19 protein-coding genes are annotated in these 18,426 nt (G+C 67.1%); 6 read left to right on the top strand and 13 right to left on the bottom strand.

Features of this window, described 5'->3' with window-relative positions; translation table 11 throughout:
• Nucleotides 1-1,034 (bottom strand): PPE family protein (locus tag AC5Y5V_RS25940; protein ID WP_499940823.1); only part of this gene is annotated, 1,034 nt, incomplete at its 3' end.
• A 243-nt stretch (nucleotides 1,035-1,277) separates the two neighbouring features.
• On the opposite strand from AC5Y5V_RS25940, the gene kstR2 reads away from it, so the two are divergent.
• Nucleotides 1,278-1,880 (top strand): TetR family transcriptional regulator KstR2, encoded by a 603-nt coding sequence (kstR2, locus tag AC5Y5V_RS25935; protein ID WP_499940822.1) that lies wholly within the window; start codon nucleotides 1,278-1,280, stop codon nucleotides 1,878-1,880.
• 3 nt (nucleotides 1,881-1,883) lie between these two features.
• On the top strand, nucleotides 1,884-3,044 hold the full coding sequence (gene fadA6, locus AC5Y5V_RS25930) for a steroid 3-ketoacyl-CoA thiolase FadA6 (RefSeq protein ID WP_499940821.1): 1,161 nt from the start codon (nucleotides 1,884-1,886) through the stop codon (nucleotides 3,042-3,044).
• A 93-nt stretch (nucleotides 3,045-3,137) separates the two neighbouring features.
• On the opposite strand, the gene AC5Y5V_RS25925 is transcribed toward fadA6, so the two are convergent.
• From AC5Y5V_RS25925 to AC5Y5V_RS25915, 3 genes are read right to left on the bottom strand one after another with little or no spacing between them, the layout of a single operon-like run.
• Nucleotides 3,138-4,091, bottom strand: coding sequence for an adenylate/guanylate cyclase domain-containing protein (locus tag AC5Y5V_RS25925; RefSeq protein WP_499940820.1), 954 nt, complete (start codon nucleotides 4,089-4,091; stop codon nucleotides 3,138-3,140).
• 51 nt (nucleotides 4,092-4,142) lie between these two features.
• Entirely contained in the window at nucleotides 4,143-4,649 is a 507-nt protein-coding gene (locus AC5Y5V_RS25920; RefSeq protein WP_499940819.1) for a hypothetical protein, read from the bottom strand.
• Between the two features lie 23 nt (nucleotides 4,650-4,672).
• Nucleotides 4,673-6,169 carry a potassium/proton antiporter gene (locus AC5Y5V_RS25915; protein WP_499940818.1) on the bottom strand — a complete coding sequence of 499 codons (1,497 nt, stop codon included), beginning with the start codon at nucleotides 6,167-6,169 and terminating at the stop codon, nucleotides 4,673-4,675.
• A gap of 174 nt (nucleotides 6,170-6,343) precedes the next feature.
• On the opposite strand from AC5Y5V_RS25915, the gene AC5Y5V_RS25910 reads away from it, so the two are divergent.
• A complete protein-coding gene (locus tag AC5Y5V_RS25910; RefSeq protein ID WP_499940817.1) occupies nucleotides 6,344-7,066 on the top strand; it encodes a potassium channel family protein in 723 nt (240 codons plus the stop codon).
• On the opposite strand, the gene AC5Y5V_RS25905 is transcribed toward AC5Y5V_RS25910, so the two are convergent.
• The 5 genes from AC5Y5V_RS25905 to echA20 are packed head-to-tail and all read right to left on the bottom strand — an operon-like array spanning nucleotide 7,063 to nucleotide 12,556.
• Nucleotides 7,063-9,075: a fatty acid desaturase gene (locus tag AC5Y5V_RS25905; protein ID WP_499940816.1), complete on the bottom strand. Its 2,013-nt coding sequence runs from the start codon at nucleotides 9,073-9,075 to the stop codon at nucleotides 7,063-7,065. The genes AC5Y5V_RS25910 and AC5Y5V_RS25905 overlap by 4 nt on opposite strands.
• Nucleotides 9,076-9,100: 25 nt before the next feature.
• On the bottom strand, nucleotides 9,101-10,171 hold the full coding sequence (gene ipdC / locus AC5Y5V_RS25900) for a (3aS,4S,5R,7aS)-5-hydroxy-7a-methyl-1-oxo-octahydro-1H-indene-4-carboxyl-CoA dehydrogenase (RefSeq protein ID WP_499940815.1): 1,071 nt from the start codon (nucleotides 10,169-10,171) through the stop codon (nucleotides 9,101-9,103).
• Nucleotides 10,171-10,914 (bottom strand): cholesterol ring-cleaving hydrolase subunit IpdB, encoded by a 744-nt coding sequence (ipdB, locus tag AC5Y5V_RS25895; protein WP_499940814.1) that lies wholly within the window; start codon nucleotides 10,912-10,914, stop codon nucleotides 10,171-10,173. Before ipdB ends, ipdC begins: the two co-directional genes overlap by 1 nt.
• Nucleotides 10,911-11,804, bottom strand: a complete 894-nt coding sequence (gene ipdA, locus AC5Y5V_RS25890; protein WP_499940813.1) for a cholesterol ring-cleaving hydrolase subunit IpdA — start codon at nucleotides 11,802-11,804, stop codon at nucleotides 10,911-10,913. Before ipdA ends, ipdB begins: the two co-directional genes overlap by 4 nt.
• The gene (gene echA20, locus AC5Y5V_RS25885) at nucleotides 11,801-12,556 is read right to left on the bottom strand and encodes a (7aS)-7a-methyl-1,5-dioxo-2,3,5,6,7,7a-hexahydro-1H-indene-carboxyl-CoA hydrolase (protein WP_499940812.1); all 756 of its coding nucleotides are present in this window, start codon (nucleotides 12,554-12,556) and stop codon (nucleotides 11,801-11,803) included. Before echA20 ends, ipdA begins: the two co-directional genes overlap by 4 nt.
• Before the next feature lie 96 nt (nucleotides 12,557-12,652).
• Between echA20 and AC5Y5V_RS25880 the strand changes: the two genes are divergently transcribed.
• Nucleotides 12,653-13,411, top strand: coding sequence for an SDR family oxidoreductase (locus tag AC5Y5V_RS25880; RefSeq protein WP_499940824.1), 759 nt, complete (start codon nucleotides 12,653-12,655; stop codon nucleotides 13,409-13,411).
• Nucleotides 13,412-13,425: 14 nt separating this feature from the next.
• Nucleotides 13,426-14,331: an SDR family oxidoreductase gene (locus AC5Y5V_RS25875; protein ID WP_499940811.1), complete on the top strand. Its 906-nt coding sequence runs from the start codon at nucleotides 13,426-13,428 to the stop codon at nucleotides 14,329-14,331.
• Nucleotides 14,332-14,612: 281 nt separating this feature from the next.
• On the opposite strand, the gene AC5Y5V_RS25870 is transcribed toward AC5Y5V_RS25875, so the two are convergent.
• The 4 genes from AC5Y5V_RS25870 to AC5Y5V_RS25855 all read right to left on the bottom strand — a co-directional run bounded on the left by AC5Y5V_RS25870 (nucleotide 14,613) and on the right by AC5Y5V_RS25855 (nucleotide 16,989).
• A complete protein-coding gene (locus AC5Y5V_RS25870; RefSeq protein ID WP_499940810.1) occupies nucleotides 14,613-14,870 on the bottom strand; it encodes a hypothetical protein in 258 nt (85 codons plus the stop codon).
• A gap of 94 nt (nucleotides 14,871-14,964) precedes the next feature.
• Nucleotides 14,965-15,417 carry a nitroreductase family deazaflavin-dependent oxidoreductase gene (locus AC5Y5V_RS25865; protein WP_499940809.1) on the bottom strand — a complete coding sequence of 151 codons (453 nt, stop codon included), beginning with the start codon at nucleotides 15,415-15,417 and terminating at the stop codon, nucleotides 14,965-14,967.
• A gap of 5 nt (nucleotides 15,418-15,422) precedes the next feature.
• Entirely contained in the window at nucleotides 15,423-15,809 is a 387-nt protein-coding gene (locus AC5Y5V_RS25860; protein ID WP_499940808.1) for a DUF8021 domain-containing protein, read from the bottom strand.
• Between the two features lie 16 nt (nucleotides 15,810-15,825).
• The gene (locus tag AC5Y5V_RS25855; RefSeq protein ID WP_499940807.1) at nucleotides 15,826-16,989 is read right to left on the bottom strand and encodes a steroid 3-ketoacyl-CoA thiolase; all 1,164 of its coding nucleotides are present in this window, start codon (nucleotides 16,987-16,989) and stop codon (nucleotides 15,826-15,828) included.
• 182 nt (nucleotides 16,990-17,171) lie between these two features.
• On the opposite strand from AC5Y5V_RS25855, the gene AC5Y5V_RS25850 reads away from it, so the two are divergent.
• A complete protein-coding gene (locus AC5Y5V_RS25850; RefSeq protein WP_499940806.1) occupies nucleotides 17,172-18,425 on the top strand; it encodes a cytochrome P450 in 1,254 nt (417 codons plus the stop codon).
• Nucleotide 18,426 lies beyond the last annotated feature (1 nt).

Here is an 18,426-nt window from a genome sequence, read left to right as displayed (position 1 = left end):
GTGCCCGTGTTGCCGATGCCGATGTTGCCGCTGCCGAAGTTGAGCAGGCCGGCCAGGTTGATGCCGACTTTGTTGTTGCCGGACAGCCCGAGCCCGATGTTGTTGTTGCCGGAGTTGCCGAACCCGTAGTTGCCGGTGCCGGTGTTGCCCGCGCCGACGTTGCCGGTGCCGGTGTTGCCGCCGCCGATGTTGCTGGCGCCGACGTTTCCGAAGCCCCAGTTCCCGGTGCCGGCGTTGCCCATGCCCACGTTCTTGCTGCCCGGCGTGCTGCCCGGTATGCCGGCGTTTCCGCCGTTGCCGAAGCCGATGTTGTTGTCGCCGTAGTTGCCGCCGCCGACGTTGGAGCCGCCGAGGTTGCCGACGCCGAAGTTCTTCGAGCCGTTGTTGTTTCCGCTGCCGATGTTCTGGTTGCCGAGGTTGCCGCTGCCGAGGTTGCCGTTGCCCTTATTGCCGAAGCCGATGTTGCCGTTGCCGAGGTTGCCGAGACCCAGGTTGGGCAGGGCGGCCAGCAGGTCCTGCAGGCCCGCGGCCGGCGCCAGTCGGGCGGCCACCGCCGAGGCCGCGGCGTGGTAGCCCGACATCGCGGTGACGTCCTGGGCCCACATCTCTTCGTAGAGGCCCTCGACCGCCGCGATCGCCGGCGCGTTCTGGCCGAACAGATTCGACATCACCAGCCGCACCAGCCCCGTGCGGTTGGCCGCGACCGACAACGGGTGCACGGTCGCGGCCTGTGCCGCCTCGAACGCGCTGGTGACCGCCTTGGCCTGGGTGGCGGCGGCCGCGGCCCGGGTCGATGCGGCGCTCAGAAACCCTGCGTAGGGAGCCGCCGCGGCCGTCATCGCCGCCGCCGCCGAGCCCTGCCACGCCTGGCCCGTAAGTCCGGATGTCACCGCGGAGAACGAATCCGCCGCGGTCGTCAGCTCGTCTGCCAGGCCCTCCCAGGCGAGCGCTGCCGCAAGCATCGGCGTGGAGCCCGCGCCGCTGAACATGCGCAAGGAGTTGATCTCCGGCGGCAAGACCACGAAATTAACCATTTGTCCTCCCCAAGCCCCAGGCATTGGCTGCAGTCCGCCGGACAATACCGGGCCGCCGGGGCGTCCACGCCCAAATCCGTTGGAATGGACTGCACATCACACGCCGACGCCGGATCATCGCGTAAGCGGGTCGAACAAATAGGGTGGCCGTAGTTTGGCCGGCTAATTGAGTAATTCGCCGCCGGAACATTTCGGCAACCGACCCGAGTGGCCAAGCAAGCGCTTGGTTGATACCCTGATCGGGTGGACCGAGTGCCCGGTCAGGCGAACAGCCGGCGAGACGAGTTGCTGGACCTCGCCGCTGCCATGTTCGCCGAGCGCGGATTGCGCGCGACCACCGTGCGCGACATCGCCGACGGCGCCGGCATCCTGTCCGGCAGCCTGTACCACCACTTCTCCTCCAAAGAGGAGATGGTCGACGAACTGCTGCGCGGTTTCCTGGACTGGTTGTTCGCCCGCTACCGCGAGATCGTGGAGAGCGAGGCCAATCCGCTGGAACGGCTCAAAGGCCTGTTCATGGCGTCGTTCGAGGCCATCGAGCACCGGCACGCGCAGGTGGTCATCTACCAGGACGAGGCCCAGCGGCTGTTGGCGCAACCCCGGTTCTCCTACATCGAGGACATGAACCGCGAGCAGCGCAAGATGTGGGTCGAGGTGCTCAACCAGGGCATCGACGGCGGATATTTCCGGTCCGATCTCGACGTCGACCTGGTCTACCGTTTCATCCGTGACACCACTTGGGTGTCGGTGCGCTGGTATCAGCCCGGCGGGCCGCTCACCGCGGAGCAGGTGGGTCGTCAATACCTCGCCATCGTGCTTGGCGGGATCGCGAAAGAAGGAGTCTGAAAAATGCCCGAAGCGTACGTCATCGACGCTGTGCGCACCGCGGTCGGCAAGCGCGGCGGCGCACTGGCCGGGGTGCATCCCGTCGACCTGGGCGCCCTGGCGTGGCGGGGCCTGCTTGATCGCGCCGACGTCGACCCGGCCGCCGTCGACGACGTGATCGCCGGCTGCGTCGACGCCATCGGCGGACAGGCGGGCAACATCGCCCGCTTGTCGTGGCTGGCCGCGGGCTACCCCGAGGAGGTTCCCGGGGTCACCGTCGACCGCCAGTGCGGCTCCAGCCAGCAGGCAATTTCCTTTGGCGCACAGGCGATCATGTCCGGCACGGCCGACGTCATCGTGGCCGGCGGCATGCAGAACATGAGCCAGATCCCGATCTCGTCGGCGATGATCGTCGGCGAGCAGTTCGGCTTCACCTCGCCGACCAACGAGTCCAAGCAGTGGCTGCACCGCTACGGCGACCAGGAGATCTCGCAGTTCCGCGGCTCGGAACTGATCGCCGAGAAGTGGAACATCTCGCGCGAGGAGATGGAGCGCTACGCCCTGACCAGTCACGAGCGTGCGTTCGCGGCGATCCGCGGCGGCAACTTCGACACCGAAATCCTCACTGTGGAAACCGAAACCGGGCCGTTCCGGGTCGACGAGGGACCGCGCGAGTCGTCGCTGGAGAAGATGGCCGGCCTCAAGCCCCTGGTCGAGGGGGGCCGACTGACCGCGGCGATGGCGAGCCAGATCTCCGACGGCGCCAGCGCCGTGCTGCTGGCCTCCGAACAGGCCGTCAAGGACCACGGCCTGACACCGCGGGCCCGCATCCACCACATCAGCACCCGCGGCGCCGACCCGGTGTTCATGCTGACCGGGCCCATCCCCGCCACCCGGTACGCGCTGGACAAGGCCGGGCTGACCATCGACGACATCGACACCGTCGAGATCAACGAGGCGTTCGCGCCGGTAGTTCTGGCCTGGCTCAAGGAGATCAAGGCCGACCCGGAGAAGGTCAACCCCAGCGGCGGCGCGATCGCGCTCGGTCATCCGCTGGGCGCCACCGGGGCGAAGCTGTTCACCACCATGCTCAACACATTGGAGCGCACCGGCGGCCGCTACGGGCTGCAGACCATGTGCGAGGGCGGCGGCACCGCCAACGTCACCATCATCGAGCGGCTGTAGTCCCCGTAACCCCGGCCGCCGAATGTGGGCTTGTGTTACGCCTGCCGCAGATAACCGTGCCTCAACCCGACACTCGGCGGGGCAGCAGCGGGTTCAGGCCCGCCCCAGGACCGGGTACACCGTCTCCGGCAGCTTGCGGCCCTTGATCGCGATCTGCTCGGCGTCGCCCCAAACATATTGCGCCTGAACCGCTTTGTGCACGGCGGCGGTGGCCATCACGTCCGCGCGCCCTTCCCGTCCGGCGATGCCGGACAGCCGGAACGCCACGTTGGTCGCGTCGCCGATCACCGCCTCGACCGTCCTGGTCATCGCGGCGATCGCGGCGCCGCCCTGCACCACTGCCCAGCCCATGTGGATCGGCGCGCCGTTCGGGTCGCGCAGTGCCAGCGCGGGCGCGAGTTCGGCGACCTTGCGCACCGCGGCGAGTGCGAAGTCGATCGCCAGCTCGTTGGCCTCGGGCAGGCTGCGCAGTTCCCACACCGCGTACATCGCGTCGCCCGCGTAGTGGTTCAGCGTGCCGCGATGTTGGCGCAGGACGACGCGGAGCTCACCCCAGAGCTGATTCAGGCTGGTGGCGAGCAACCGGTTGTCGGTGACCTCGGAGATCGTCGAATAGTTCGTGATGTCCCCGACCACCATCACCATGGCCGCCTCGATGATGCGGGCCACGGTGAGATTCGCGGTAGCGGTGGCCTTCCGGGTGGTCGTGAAGCGATCGGCGCGAAAAGTTAGCTCGACGTCGCCGAGCTGGATGCGGTCGTTCGGCTTGATGGGGACCAGGACGGCGCGTTCGAGTCGCGCGCCGTTGAGCGACGTCCCGTTGGTGCTGGTGTCGATGACGAACGCGCGGTCGGCGACGGGGTCCAGCCGAATCTCGAGGTGGTTTCGGGAGATGCCGGGGTCGCGGATCACCAGCCTGCGATGTTCGCCGACCCCCGCGCATTCGCGGCCCACGAAGAGTTGATCGAAGATCGGCACGGTCCGCTCGCCGTCGGCCGCCCGCATCACGAGATGCGCCTGCGGCTCGCCCCACGGATCGGTCCCCACGGTTAGCAACCTAGTCGCTGACTCGGTACCCGCACCCGAAAGCGGCCAACGTCAAGACATCTTCGGCAGCGTCCCCCAAGACACGCCCCACGTGGCGATCGCGGTGTTTACGTGCTTCGGGTGCACGAACCCTTCGATGGTCGAGGTGGCCGAGCCGCTTGCCATGAAGGAGCCCGGCTTCAGTGCAATCAGGTCATCGTTGTTGGGAAATTGCACCGAGTATGACCCCCCGTTTTGCACGTCGATCGGCGCGCTGTACTCGTGCCGCGAGATGTCCGTAGCGCCGGCTTCTTGCGTGCCGTAGCCGACCTGCATGCTCACCGTCAAAGTGATTGTGGCGCTAGGCAGATTGGTCTTGCAGTTGTTGGCCTCCATGCGGGTGGCCACGTACTGATTGCCTGCGACGGTGTAGCGAAACGGCTGCTGCACGGCGAAGGAGCATTCGACGAAAATGTTGGCGTGCGCCGGGGGAGCCACGCCGACACCGGCGCACGCAAGAGCGCAGCCCACGCTCAATCGCGGTAATACCGTCGTCGACAGCCTTGCCAAGCGGTGCACGCGACTGATCCTACTGGCGGGGTTCAGTGGACCTCGCCGTACTCGTCGAACCAGTGCGCGAGTTTGCCGCGCCGGCTGACCGCCCGTAGCCTGGCCTCCGCCGCGGCACGCGTCTTGCTGGTGGTGACGATCAGCAACTCGTCGCCGGTCTCGATCCGGGTGTCGGGAACCGGAACGAACGTGCGTCCGTCGCGGATGATCAGCGTGATCACGGCGGGGTCCGGCAGACGGAGTTCGAGGATGGTGACGTTGTGCAGCAGCGACGTCCGCTGCACGGTCATGGTCAGCAGTTCCGCGTCGAGCATGTCCAGCGGTGCGGCCTCGACCTGGATCTCGCGAGTGGCTTCGCGGGAAATCAGGCCCAGCAGGTGCGCGATCGGCCGCAGGCTGGGGCCCTGCACCAGGGTGAAGACCACCACCAGCATGAACACGATGTTTTGCAGGCGATAGCTGTTGGCGACGCCCGCGACCACCGGAAACGTCGCCAACACGATGGGCACCGCCCCCCGCAGGCCCGCCCACGACAGAAAGATCTGCTCGCGCCACGGCACGCGAAACCACGCCAACGAACCCACGACCGACAGCGGCCGGGCGATCAGCAGCAGGACGAGCCCGACGACGATCGCCGCCACCACGTCACCCGCCAGCTCGCTGGGGTTCACCAGCAGGCCGAGCAGCACGAACAGCCCGATCTGCGCCAACCAGCCGACCCCCTCGGCGAACGACCGGGTCGCCGACCGGTGTGGCAGCCCCGAGTTCGCCAGCACCACCGCGGCCAGGTAGGCGGCGATGAAACCGCTGGTCTGGGCGCTGCCGGCGGCGGCGAACGCGATCAGCGCCAACCCGAAGGTCGCGATCGGGTACAGCCCGGATGCGGGCAGCGCGATGCGGCGCAGGCCGAGCGCGCCGAGGTATCCGACCGCGACCCCGGTCGCGGAGCCGCCGGCGAGTTCGTAGGCCAGAACGGTCAGTTCGTGCGCCGGATCGAACACGAAGGGCACCGCGCTGAAGATGAGGACCAGAATCGCCGCGGGCGCGTCGTTGAAGCCGGACTCGGCCTCGAGCAGTCCGGCAACCCGCGGGGGCAACGGCAGCACACGCAGGACGGAGAACACGGCCGCCGCATCGGTGGAGGAGACGATTGCTCCCAGCAGCAACGCGAGCTGCCAGTCGATGCGGAGCAGCAGGTGGGCGCCGACAGCGGTGACCAGCGTACTGAGGATCACGCCGACGGTGGCCAGGACGGCCGCGGGCGCCAAGACCGTGCGAATCTCGGTGAACCGCGTGGTCAAACCGCCTTCGACGAGGATTATGGCCAGCGCCGCGGTGCCGAGGTTGCGGGCCAGTTGCTCGTCGTTGAACTGCAGACCGAGGCCGTCCTCACCGACCAGGACACCGACCAGCAGGAAGAGGAGCAGGCTGGGGAAGCCGACCTTGCTTGCCACCCGCGTGCCGACGATGCTGGCCAGCAGCACGAGGCCGCCGATCAGCAAAGTCAGGTACAGCTGGTGCAAGCTCATTTCGTTTCCCGTTCACAGTTGATTCCCGGCAATGGCTGTCGGATCATGCACTGGCGACGACGAGGGCGCCGACATCGGCGTGGTGTCAGTAAATCAGCAAGAGGCCGCCGCGCGCTTGGCGTGGGGCGCAGAACCGTGAGGGCGTCGACGTGCTAGATGAGACAAGATGACGGGGTGACGAAGCGGAAGGTACGGATCGCGATTGCCGGCGCCGGCAAGGTCGGCCGTTCGGTCGCGCGGGAGCTGTTGGACAGCGGGCACAAGATTCTGCTGATCGAACATGAGCGGAGCAACTTCGAACCCCACACGGTTGCCGACGCCGACTGGCTGAATGCCGACGCGTGCGAGCTGACCGCGTTGCAAGAGGCGGGGTTGCAGACCTGCGACGCCGTGATCGCCGCCACCGGGGACGACAAATCCAACCTCGTGGTGGGCCTGCTGGCCAAGACCGAGTTCGGCGTGCCCAGGGTGGTGGCCAGGATCAACGACATCCGCAACGAGTGGATGTTCACCCAGGACTGGGGCATCGACGTCGCGGTGTCGACGCCCGGCGCGATGGTTGCCGGAATCGAGGGCGCGATCGACGTGGGCCACGTGGTCCAGTTGATGGGGCTGCACGAGGGCCGGGCGGCCCTGACGAAACTGACTTTGCCTGAGGACAATCCACTCGTGGGTCGGCAAGTCGGCGAGCTGGAGTTGCCGGGGAATACGGCTTTGGTCGCGGTGGTACGCGCGGACAACGTGATGGTTCCCCAGCCCGACGACGTGCTCGCGGCCGGCGACGAGGTGTTGTTCATCGGCGAGAGCTCGCTGGGGTTGTCGAGCAAATCCGACATCGGCGTGGTGCCGGCCCGCCGAAGCCCACGCTCAGGTGTCGGTCAGGGCCGGTTTGCCTAGACGTCGTAGTCGACGACCACAAACGGCGTCGTCGGATGTGACTGGCAGGTCAGGATGTAGCCGGCATCCAGTTCGGCCCGCCCCAAGGCGAAGTTGTGATCCATCTCCACATCACCGTCGATCAGCTTGGCCCGGCAGGTGCCGCAGGCGCCGCCCATGCAGGCGTACGGCGCGTCGCTGCGTCGCTGCAGCGCGCCCTCCAGAATCGAGTCGCCGGGCACCAGGTCGAACGTTTCCTGCCGCCCACCCAGGGTGAAGGTGACGGTCGCGGCCTCGAAGGAAGTGGGCGCGGCAGACCCGGTCTCGAAACCGTGAAACAGCTCGAGGTGGATGCGTTCGGAGTCGACGCAATGCTCGATCAGCACCTCGCGCACGGACGTCGTCATCTCCATCGGGCCGCAGATGAACCACTCGTCGACGCTGGCGGGCTGCAGGCCGGCGGTCAGCCACAGGTTGAGCTTCTTCCTGTCGATACGGCCCCGCAGTTCCGGCGCATGCAGCGGCTCGCCGGACAGCACGTGCAGGATCTCCAGGCGGTCGGCATAGCGCGTTTCGAGCCGATCGAGTTCGGCCCGGAACATCGTCGACTCCTTGGTCCGGTTGCCGTAGATCAGCGTGAATCGGCTCTCGGTCTCGATCTCCAGCGTCGTCGCGAGGATCGACAGCACCGGCGTGATCCCACTGCCGGCCACCAGGCCCACGTAGTGCTTGCGGTTCAGCGGATGCAGCGGGGTCCCGAACCGTCCGGTCGGGGTCATCAGCTCCAGGACGTCGCCCGCCTTGAGGTCGTTGGCGACAAACGTCGAAAATGCCCCGCCCGGAATGTGCTTGACGGCGATCCGCAGCTGCGCCCGGGTGGCCGGCGCGCAGATCGAGTAGTTGCGGCGCACGCCTTCGCCGCCGACGACCGTCACGTGCTGGCCCGGCTCGAACCGGAACGCGTCCTGAAGCGCTTCCGGCACCGCGAAAGTCACCAGAGTGCTGTCGGCGGTGAGGGGATCGACCGCGGCGACCGGAATGCGATGCAGCACCGCGTGCGGCGAGCTCGACCTGGCCGGCATCCGCACCGGCAATAGCCGCGCGAGCCTGCCGTTGAGCTCCTTCCACTCCCGGAATTCGTCCGGATTCAATTGCTGGCCAAAGACGGTGGATATCGCGGCGTTGCGCTCCAGGTAGGCCTCTTCGTTGCGCTGCCACGTCCGCAGGTAGCGGTAGAACGGCACCGACGGGTGCAGGTGGTGCACCAGGTGGTAGTTCTGCGACAGCAGTACGGGCGTGAAAAGCCACTCCGCGCCAACACGATTGCGGGTCGCGCGGTAGCGGTTGGTGCGCTGGGTGTCCGCCAGACCGTGGTGGGGCAGCCAGTCGAACCACCACGCCAGAATGGTGAGCCCGATGCGTTGCGGAATCAGGAACACCACCGCCAGCGTCCAGAAGTTGCCGGTGACGACGGCGACGGTCAGCCCCGTCAGGCTCAGCGTCAGCATCAGCAGCGTCTCGGCGACCTCGGTGACCGGGCGACTGCGGGCGCGCGGCAGGTAGTACTTCAGGTAGAAGTACTCCACCAGCGACCAGCGGAACGGCAACGTCCACCACCTGCCGTGCGAGGCGAACGTGTCCGGATCTTCGTCGTCGTCGTTGGAATGCCGGTGATGCTGGATGTGGATGTAACCAAACGAGGGGAACGCCACCACCGGCCCGACGAACAGCCACGCCAGCCGCCCCATCAGCCCGTTCACCCAGCGCGTCGAGCTGATCGAGTAATGCGACGCGTCGTGCACGACGGTGAACATGACGAAGGTGACCGCGGCGTTGACGGGGATCGTCAGCCACCAGGGCGCCCACCCGTTGACGTAGCCGATCGTCGACGCGACGAAGGCGGTCAGCGAGGCCAGGAAGATCCCGACGGTGGGTAGCGCCAGCTTGGGAACCGCCTCACCGGGGTCCGGTAGCGCGTGGTGTCCCGGGGCTTCGGGCGCCGCGTGGTCTACGGCGTCGATGGTCGACATAGCTGGGAAAGCCTAGTCGAGGGTGTCAGTCCACCACTAGCGCAGAAGCCGCCCGCAGGTGGGTGATCGCCTCGGAGACGATCGACTCGATCAGCTCGGCGCACGACGGCAGGTCCTCGATGATGCCCGCCACCTGTCCCGACGCGAGCACCCCGGCCTCGGTATTGCCCTCGACCAGCCCGGCCTTCAGCAGCATCGGGGTGTTCGCCGCCATCACCACCTGCGACCAGGTCAGTTCCTTGCCGTGGCGCATCGCCAGTCCGTCCTGGATCATCGAACGCCACGTCATCTGCGACATCTGCTTGAACTTCGCCGCGTTGCGCACCGCCGCGCTGAAACCTCTTACCGGCGAACCGCTTTCCAGCTTTTCCACCAGCCCGGTGCGTAGCACCCGGTGCGGCATGCCGTCGACGCGGGTGGTGACTACGGTGCCGTCGAGCGCCGCCTCCAGGTAGCGCCGCTTGACCGCGTCCGGCACCGTCGAATCCGAGGTGAGCAGGAACCGGGTCCCCATGGCAACTCCGGCCGCCCCGTACGAAAGCGCCGCCGCGAGGCCGCGTCCGTCGAAAAAGCCACCGGCCGCCACGACGGGAATGTCGGTGCCCTTGACCGCGTCCAGCACCGACGGCAGCAGCAACGTGGTCGCGACCGGCCCGGTGTGTCCGCCGCCTTCGCCGCCCTGCACGATCATCGCGTCGGCACCCCACGCCGCGACCTTGCGGGCGTGCTTGGCCGCGCCGATCGACGGAACCACCACGGCGCCTGCCTCTTTGAGGCGATCGATCAGCTCCTTTTTGGGGGCCAGCGCGAAGGACGCCACCTTCACGCCCTCGCGGATCATCAGCTCGACCCGATCGCCGGCGTCGGCCGCGTCCGCGCGGATGTTCACCCCGAATGGCTTGTCGGTGGCCGCCTTGACCTTGCCGATCGCCGTCGCCAACTCGTCCAGCGTCATGGTGGCCGAGGCCAGGATGCCCAACCCGCCGGCGTTGGCGGTGGCCGACACCAGCCGGGCGCCGGCGACCCAGCCCATCCCGGTCTGCACCACCGGATGCTCGATGCCGACCAGCTCGGTCAGCGGTGTCTTGAGCCGCACTACCGGATCTCTCTGTCGCGCAGCGCCTTCGGGTCGATGACCTCGCGGATCAGGCGCAGCTCGTCGTCGGTCGGCAACCGGGTCTCCGGTGCCTCGTCCAGCCCGTGCACCTCGAACGAGCTGGCTTCGCGAACCTCGTCGGGGACGACGCCCGGGTGCAGGCTCAGGGCGCGCATAGTCCCGTCGGGGCCGCCGAAGTCGAACACGCCGAGGTTGGACACCACCCGGTAGACGTTGACGAACCGGAACGCCGGATTGTCCTTGTCAACCTTGTCGTAACCGATTCCGCAGACCACATCGACGCCGTCGGTGAAGACGCGCTTGGAGTGGTTGCCCACCCAGTAACTGGTCGCGTGGTTGATGGTGTTGCCCGGCGAGCCGCGCAGGCCGAACATCTGCCGGGTCGGCCGCTGCAGCGGACCGAACGCCGAGATGTTCTGATTGCCGTAGCGGTCAACCTGATTCGCGCCCATCACCACGTGTCGCCGGCCCCAGGCCAGCGTCTCGAACACGCGGCCGAACGGCATCCAGCCTTCGATGGCGCCCGTCTTGCCGAGCGCCGGTGTGTCGGCCAGCAGTTGGGCTTCGCCGTCGGTGAGGAGGATGTCGGGGGAGAAGGTCAGCCGGGCCAGTCGGGCCCCGACCGAGGCCATGTTGGTCATCGGGCTGATCATGATCTCGCCGGCGTCCCTGAACAGCTCGGCGCAGGCGACCGCGCACACTTCGGCTCTGCTGGTGGTCATTTCGAAGCCTCTTCTCCGAAGGCGCGAACGGCCGCCTGATAGTCGTCTTCGCTGCCGGACAGGTAGGTCTGCACGAACTGTGCCCAGCCCTCTTCCGTCGATGCGGCCTCGGCGTAGTGCCGCTGGAACTTCTCGTCGCGGCCGTAGTCCGGTGCGGCGGTGGTGAAGTGGGCGCCCCCGGGGGCCTCGACGACGCCGTCGACCATCATCCGGTTGATCAGCAGCGCCTGCGGCGGAACCGCTTTGACCAGTTCCTCGGTGGGCACGATGCGCTCGACCGACAGGAACCGCTTGTCGGCGGCCATCAGGAACAGGTCGTCGAAGTAGGGGTCGATACCGGTGTAGGCCGCATTGCCTTGGGCGTCACCGAGATTGAGGTGCGCGAATGCGGCGTCCAGTTTCAGGGCCGGCATGGCGATCAGCGTCTCGTAGCCGCCTCCTGAGGGACCGGGGCTGGGATACGGCGACGTGACCGTCTTCAGCTCCCCGTCGAAGAAGTCCAGGACCGAACTGCCCAGCCCCGCGCGGATGGGCAGGAACGGCAATCGCTGCGCGGCCGCCTGCAGGCCGCAACGCAGCATGCCCTCGTCCATCTCGCGGGCCTCGATCGCGCCGGTGGTGCGGGCCTTGGCGAACCACGGGTCGTAGAACGGCGGCGAGTCCAGTGAGACGAACCCGTAGTAGACGCGCTTGACCTTGCCGGCGGAGCACAGCAGCCCCAGGTCGGGTCCGCCGTAGGTGACGACCGTCAGGTCGGCGACGTCGGTGCGCAGCAGGGCGCGAATGAAGGCCATCGGCTTGCGCCGCGAGCCCCAGCCGGCGATGCCGATGGTCATGCCGCTGCGAATCTGCGCGACGGCGTCATCGAGGGTGGTGCGCTTGTCGCTCACTTCTTGCCCTTATCCGTACCGGCGAACGCGTCGCGGTGCTCGTCGGCGACACCGGCGAGGTTGAGCTCGAACGTAAAGCCTTGCTCCATGCGGTAACTCGAGTTGACCCGCTGCACGTCGATCAGGTTGAGCGCCTCCTTGGCCGCCCGGATCACCCGGGTGTCCTTGGCGGCGATGTCGCGGGCCACCCGCAGCGCGGCCTCGTCCAGCTCGGCGCGGGGCACCACCTCGTGCACCGAACCGAAGTGATGCAGGGTGGCGGCGTCCACGGTGGCCGCGGTGAAGAACAGCCGCCGCATCAGGTGCTGCGGCACCAGCCGGGACAGGTGAGTTGCCGCGCCGAGTGCGCCGCGCTCCACCTCCGGCAGCCCGAAGGTGGCGTCGTCGGAGGCGACGATGACGTCGGAGTTGCCGACCAGCCCGATGCCGCCGCCGACGCAGAATCCGTTCACCGCCGCGATCACGGGCACCGCGCACTCGTAGACGGCGCGGAACGCGGCAAAGCAGCCGCGGTTGGCGTCGATCAGGGCGGTGAAGCCTTCGGTCTTCTGCATCTCTTTGATGTCCACGCCCGCGTTGAAGCCGCGGCCCTCGGCGCGCAGGATCACCGCGTGGGTTTCGGGGTCGGCGCCGGCGGCCGTGATGGCGTCGGCCAGCTCGAACCAGCCGCGGGACGGGATGGCATTGACGGGCGGGTAGTCGACGGTGACGGCGACTACGCCCGGTTCAACGGTGGCAGAGGTGATGGTCATGGCACTTCCTGCTGGGGTCAACTACCTAAGCAAGCACTTGCTTGGTACGCTAGCACAGTGACTCGTGCCGAAGGAGGCCCTCTGTCTGGGGACGCCATCAGACTCGGGCTGGCCGGGCGGGTGGTTCTGGTCACCGGCGGAGTCCGCGGCGTAGGTGCCGGTATCAGCGCGGTTTTCGCCGGGCAGGGCGCGACCGTGATCACCTGTGCCCGCAGGCCCGTCGAGGGGCTGCCGTATGAGTTTCACTCGTGCGACGTGCGCGACGAGGAGGCCGTCCAGGCGTTGATCGACTCCATCGTCGAGCGGCACGGCCGGATCGACGTGGTGGTCAACAACGCTGGCGGGTCGCCGTACGTGCTGACCGCGGGCTCCAGCCCGAAGTTCAACCGCAAGATCATCGAGCTCAATCTGATTGGCGGGCTCTTGGTTTCGCAGTTCGCCAACGACAAGATGCAGGAGCAGCCGGGCGGCGGGTCGATCGTCAACATCTGCAGTCTCAGCGGCCGGCGGCCGTCCCCGGGCACCGCGGCCTACGGGGCGGCGAAGGCTGGCCTGGAAAGCATCACGCAGACCTTGGCCGTGGAGTGGGGCCCGAAGGTCCGGGTGAACGCCTGCGTCGTCGGCATGGTGGAGACCGAACAGGCCGACCTGTTCTACGGCGACGCCGAGTCGATCGCCGCGATCTCCAAGAACGTCCCGCTGGGCCGGCTGGCCAAGCCGGAGGACATCGGTTGGGCCGCAGCGTTTCTGGCCTCCGACGCGGCGTCCTACATCAGCGGCGCCTCGCTGGAGGTGCACGGCGGCGGCGAGCCGCCGCATTATCTGGCCACAACCAACGCGAGCGCGGTCAAGTAAAGGAGACACACGGAATGGGACTGGTCGACGGGCGGGTGGTCATCGTCACCGGAGCGGGCGGCGGCATCGGTCGCGCGCACGCGCTTGCGTTTGCCGCCGAGGGTGCGCGCGTCGTGGTCAACGACATCGGGGTCGGCCTGGACGGCTCGCCCGCCGGTGGTGGCAGCGCCGCACAGGGCGTCGTCGACGAGATCACCGCGGCCGGCGGCGAGGCCGTCGCCAACGGGTCCGACATCTCGGACTGGAACCAGGCCGCCGCCCTGGTGCGGGCGGCCGTCGAGACGTACGGCGGCCTGGACGTCCTGGTCAACAACGCCGGCATCGTCCGCGACCGGATGATGGCCAACACCAGCGAGGAAGAGTTCGACGCTGTCATCGCCGTGCACCTCAAGGGCCACTTCGCCACCATGCGCCACGCCGCGTCCTACTGGCGCGCCCAGTCCAAAGAGGGCAAAACGGTCGACGCGCGGATCATCAACACCAGCTCGGGCGCGGGCCTGCAGGGCAGCGTCGGGCAGGGCAACTACAGCGCCGCCAAGGCGGGCATCGCGGCGTTGACGCTGGTCGCCGCGGCGGAGATGGGCCGGTACGGCGTCACCGTCAACGCAATTGCACCGTCGGCGCGTACCCGCATGACCGAGACCGTGTTCGCCGAGATGATGTCCACGCAGGACCAGGATTTCGACTCCATGGCAGCGGAGAACATCTCGCCGCTGGTGGTCTGGCTGGGCAGCGTCGAGTCCCGCGATGTCACTGGGAAGGTGTTCGAACTCGAGGGCGGCGTCATCCGGGTCGCCGAGGGCTGGGCGCACGGCCCGCAGGTCGACAAGGGTGCGCGCTGGGACCCCTCCGAGCTGGGACCCGTCGTCGCCGACTTGCTGGCCAAGTCCAGGCCGCCTGTGCCGGTGTACGGGGCCTGAGCACGCCCGTTCGCACCTCTTCTCGGAGGCGTTTCCTGACCGCCGCAGCCGGCGAGGAAAACATCATCAATTTGGTCCTCATCCACCGTTAACGTCGCAATTCTCGCGGAGTTTTGCCGCCCGCGGGAAAGAAATTCGTGGCGGATCGTTGGAGAGATTCCTTATGACGTCAGCTACTACCACCAAATGGACTTCGTGATCGAGTCCTGCGAAAGCGGACCGGTCGGTTTGTTACGCGGTGGATGTGACGCCGGGCTCGGCGACAAAAGGCGCAACGAATTTCACCACGACTGGCAGCGCCGCTTCGACATGGCCGACGGGTTGTTCGTCCGGCTGTCGGCGTCGTCGCCAAGCAGCTTTTTGGTGTCCGCGCCGCCACGCAGCGAACCTACGGAACGGCCGAGCGGGTCAGGTTCGTCGACGCGCTCATCCCACATCTGCAACAGGCGCTGTGCACGCACGGGAGCCTGCTGGACACCGCGGCAATGCGATTGCTGACAGCAGCAGATGGCCTGCACGTGCGTGGTGGCGGTGTGCACGCCTACAGGTCCTCGGTCGACCAGGCGTTGTGTGCCGCTGTCGCCAGAGCCCTTGTCCGGCAAGGAGGTATGGCGGCCTGGCGGTGCGTGCCGGTCAGCGGTCCGGGTCGCAGATCACCAACGGAATCACCCGTTCGGTCCACGTCTTGTAGTCGTCGAGCGGTGGGTATGCGGCGGCCAGCTGGGGCCAGTACTGTTCGCGCTCCTCGGGCGTGGCGTCGCGCGCCCGCAATTGCAGCACCTCGCTCTTGATCTGCACCTTCACCTTGGGATCGGCCTTCAGGTTGAGGTACCACAACGGGTGTTTGTCGGAGCCGCCCCGCGACGCGGGCACAACCACGCGGTTGCCGTCGCGTACGTAGATCAGCGGACTGACGCGCGGCTCCCCGGTCTTGCGGCCGGTGGTTGTCAGCAGCGCGACCGGTGCCTTCTGGATCGTGCCGCCGAGCTTTCCGTTGGTGCGCTTATAGACCCAGGCGTTGATGCGGGCCATCCACTTGATAAAGAGGTCCGCCCGAGGATCGTTCAGCCTTTTCGGTTTCTCCATGTGCCTCACCGTTGAATGAATGGTTTGAAGCGAACCCTGATGTGGCGGATCTCGGCTCTCCCGCTCGAATTCTCTGCCGGGATCACGAACGTCTCGTTGACCCGTCCGGCGACGCGTCGCCCGCCGAACGCCGCCTTGGTCAGCACGTCGTACGCGGCATGTACCTCGTCGCCGACGATGCGGTAGTCCGGCGGGGTCGCATCGGCGATTACCCGGTACTGCGGACCGCGATTAAGGCTGCGGCGCAAGTGCTTTCCGGAGAACCCATTCTTGATGCCCTGCTCGACGCGGGTGCAGTCGGCGGCGAACGGAACGGAGTCGCCGTCGTGGCTCACCAACGCGTCGATGTAGGCCTGCGCCGCCGCGATGCGGCTCTCCTCGGAGACGATCACGAGAACTGAATCCGCACTAGATCCGTTCGATGATGGTTCCGGTCGACAGCGCACCGCCGGCGCACATGGTGATCAGCGCGGTGGTCTGGTCGGTGCGCTCCAACTCGTGCAGCGCGGTGGTGATCAGGCGGCTGCCGGTCGAGCCGACCGGGTGGCCCAACGCGATCGCGCCGCCGTTGACGTTGACCCGATCCATGTCGGGTTCGTGGACCCGCGCCCAGGACAGCACCACGGATGCGAACGCCTCGTTGATTTCGGTGATGTCGATGTCACCGATCTTCATCCCGGCCTTCTCCAGCACCTTCGCCGTCGACTGCACCGGCCCGTCGAGGTGGTAGTACGGCTCGGCGCCGACCAGCGCCTGGCTGACGATGCGGGCGCGCGGCCGCAGGCCCAGCGCCTTGGCCTTGTCCTCGTCCATCCAGAGCACCGCGGCGGCGCCGTCAGAGATCTGCGACGACGTTCCGGCGGTGTGGATGCCGCCCTCCAGCACCGGCTTGAGCTGGCTAAGACCTTCCAGCGTGGTGTCGCGCAGACCTTGGTCGCGCGTGACGGGGGCGCGTTCGGCGGTGGGTTGCTTGTTTTCGTCGAGCACCGGCGCCTCGATCGGGCTGATCTCCCGGTCGAAGCGACCCTCGGCCCATGCCTGCTTTGCTTTGCGCTGCGAGTCGAAGCCGAACTGGTCGATGTCCTCGCGGATGATGCCGCGGCGCTTGGCGATCCGCTCGGCGGCGGTGAACTGGTCGGGCAGGTCGATGTCCCAGGACGCGGGCCGCAGGATGCTGCGGTCGGGACCCGCATTGGCGCCGAGCCCGACGCGGCTCATGGCCTCGATTCCGCACGCGATGCCGATGTCGATGGCACCCGCCGCGATCAGCCCGGCGACCAGACCGTTGGCCTGCTGACCGCTGCCGCACTGGCAGTCCACGGTCATGGCGCCGACGTGTTCGGGTAGCCCGGCGACCAGCCAGCTCACCCGGGTGATGTTGTTGGACTGCTCGCCGAACTGCGTCACGCAGCCGCCGATAACCTGTTCGACGTCGCCCGCGTCGATGCCGGCCTTATCGACCAGCGCCTTCTGCACGGCCCCGAGCAGTTCCGTGGCATGCAGTCCTGATAGCCATCCCATGCGCTTGCCGATCGGGCTGCGGGTGGCTTCGACGATTACCGGGTTACCCATGGGGCCAGGCTAGAACACGTTTCATTACTATGACAAGCGAGGATGCTCCGTCGACGCGACCGCCCCTTTTGTGCTGCGGTTACGGCATGTTTTACTGGCATCATTGCCTCACTAGGAGAGCTAGTGATCCATCGGTCACAGCAGCACCGGTCACTGACGACTGCAGCTTAAGGAGAAGTAGCGTGTCCAGCCCCAATCTTCCACCCGGGTTCGACTTCACCGACCCCGACATCTACGCCGAGCGAGTGCCGGTCGAGGAGTTCGCGCAGGTGCGGGCCACCGCCCCGGTCTGGTGGAATGAGCAGGCTCCCGGCGAGGGCGGCGGCTTCCACGACGGCGGCTATTGGGCGGTCACCAAGCTCAACGACGTCAAGGAGGTGTCCCGTCGCAGCGACATCTTCTCCAGCTACGAAAACGGCGTGATCCCCCGGTTCAGCAATGACATGAAGCGCGAGGACATCGAGGTGCAGCGGTTCGTCATGCTGAACATGGACGCGCCGCACCACACGCGCCTGCGCAAGATCATCTCCCGCGGCTTCACCCCCCGGGCCGTCGGACGCCTGGAGGACGAGCTGCGGGTCCGCGCCCAGAAGATCGCCGAGGAGGCGGCCGCCGCGGGTTCGGGTGATTTCGTCGAGCAGGTGTCGTGCGAGCTGCCCCTGCAGGCGATCGCCGGTTTGCTCGGTGTGCCGCAGGAGGACCGCGGCAAGCTGTTCGACTGGTCCAACGAGATGACCGGGACCGACGACCCCGAGTTCGCGCACATCGACCCGAAGATGTCGTCGGCGGAACTGATCATGTACGCGATGAAGATGGCCGAAGACCGGGCCCAGAATCCCGGCGAGGACATCGTCACCCAGCTGATCGAAGCCGACATCGACGGCGAAAAGCTCTCCGACGACGAATTCGGCTTCTTCGTGGTGATGCTCGCGGTGGCGGGCAACGAGACCACCCGCAACTCGATCACGCACGGGATGATCGCGTTCTCGGAGAACCCCGAGCAGTGGGAGCTGTACAAGAAGGAGCGTCCGGAGACGGCCGCCGACGAGATCGTCCGGTGGGCCACCCCGGTTACCACCTTCCAGCGCACCGCGCTGGAGGACTACGAGCTGTCCGGCGTCAAGATCAAGAAGGGCGACCGGGTGCTGATGTTCTACCGGTCGGCCAACTTCGACGAAGAGGCCTTCGAAAACCCGCAGAAATTCGACATCATGCGCAGTCCCAACCCGCACGTCGGCTTCGGCGGGACCGGCGCGCACTACTGCATCGGCGCCAACCTGGCGCGGATGACGATCAACCTGATCTTCAACGCCATCGCCGACAACATGCCCGACCTGAAGCCGCTTTCGGACCCGCAGCGGCTGCGGTCCGGATGGCTCAACGGCATCAAGCACTGGCAGGTCGACTACACCGGCAAGTGCCCGGTGGATCATTGAT

This window comes from Mycobacterium sp. NGS68 (assembly GCF_059812195.1).
This window is presented reverse-complemented; position numbering and strand designations above follow the sequence as displayed.

Coding starts and splice junctions, on each gene's coding strand:
- fadA6 (WP_499940821.1), top strand. CDS start 1,884: ATGCCCGAAGCGTACGTCATCGACGCTGTGCGCACCGCGGTCGGCAAG.
- AC5Y5V_RS25875 (WP_499940811.1), top strand. CDS start 13,426: ATGGGACTGGTCGACGGGCGGGTGGTCATCGTCACCGGAGCGGGCGGC.
- ipdB (WP_499940814.1), bottom strand. CDS start 10,914: ATGACCACCAGCAGAGCCGAAGTGTGCGCGGTCGCCTGCGCCGAGCTG.
- AC5Y5V_RS25915 (WP_499940818.1), bottom strand. CDS start 6,169: ATGAGCTTGCACCAGCTGTACCTGACTTTGCTGATCGGCGGCCTCGTG.
- AC5Y5V_RS25905 (WP_499940816.1), bottom strand. CDS start 9,075: ATGTCGACCATCGACGCCGTAGACCACGCGGCGCCCGAAGCCCCGGGA.
- AC5Y5V_RS25865 (WP_499940809.1), bottom strand. CDS start 15,417: ATGGAGAAACCGAAAAGGCTGAACGATCCTCGGGCGGACCTCTTTATC.
- echA20 (WP_499940812.1), bottom strand. CDS start 12,556: ATGACCATCACCTCTGCCACCGTTGAACCGGGCGTAGTCGCCGTCACC.
- AC5Y5V_RS25855 (WP_499940807.1), bottom strand. CDS start 16,989: ATGGGTAACCCGGTAATCGTCGAAGCCACCCGCAGCCCGATCGGCAAG.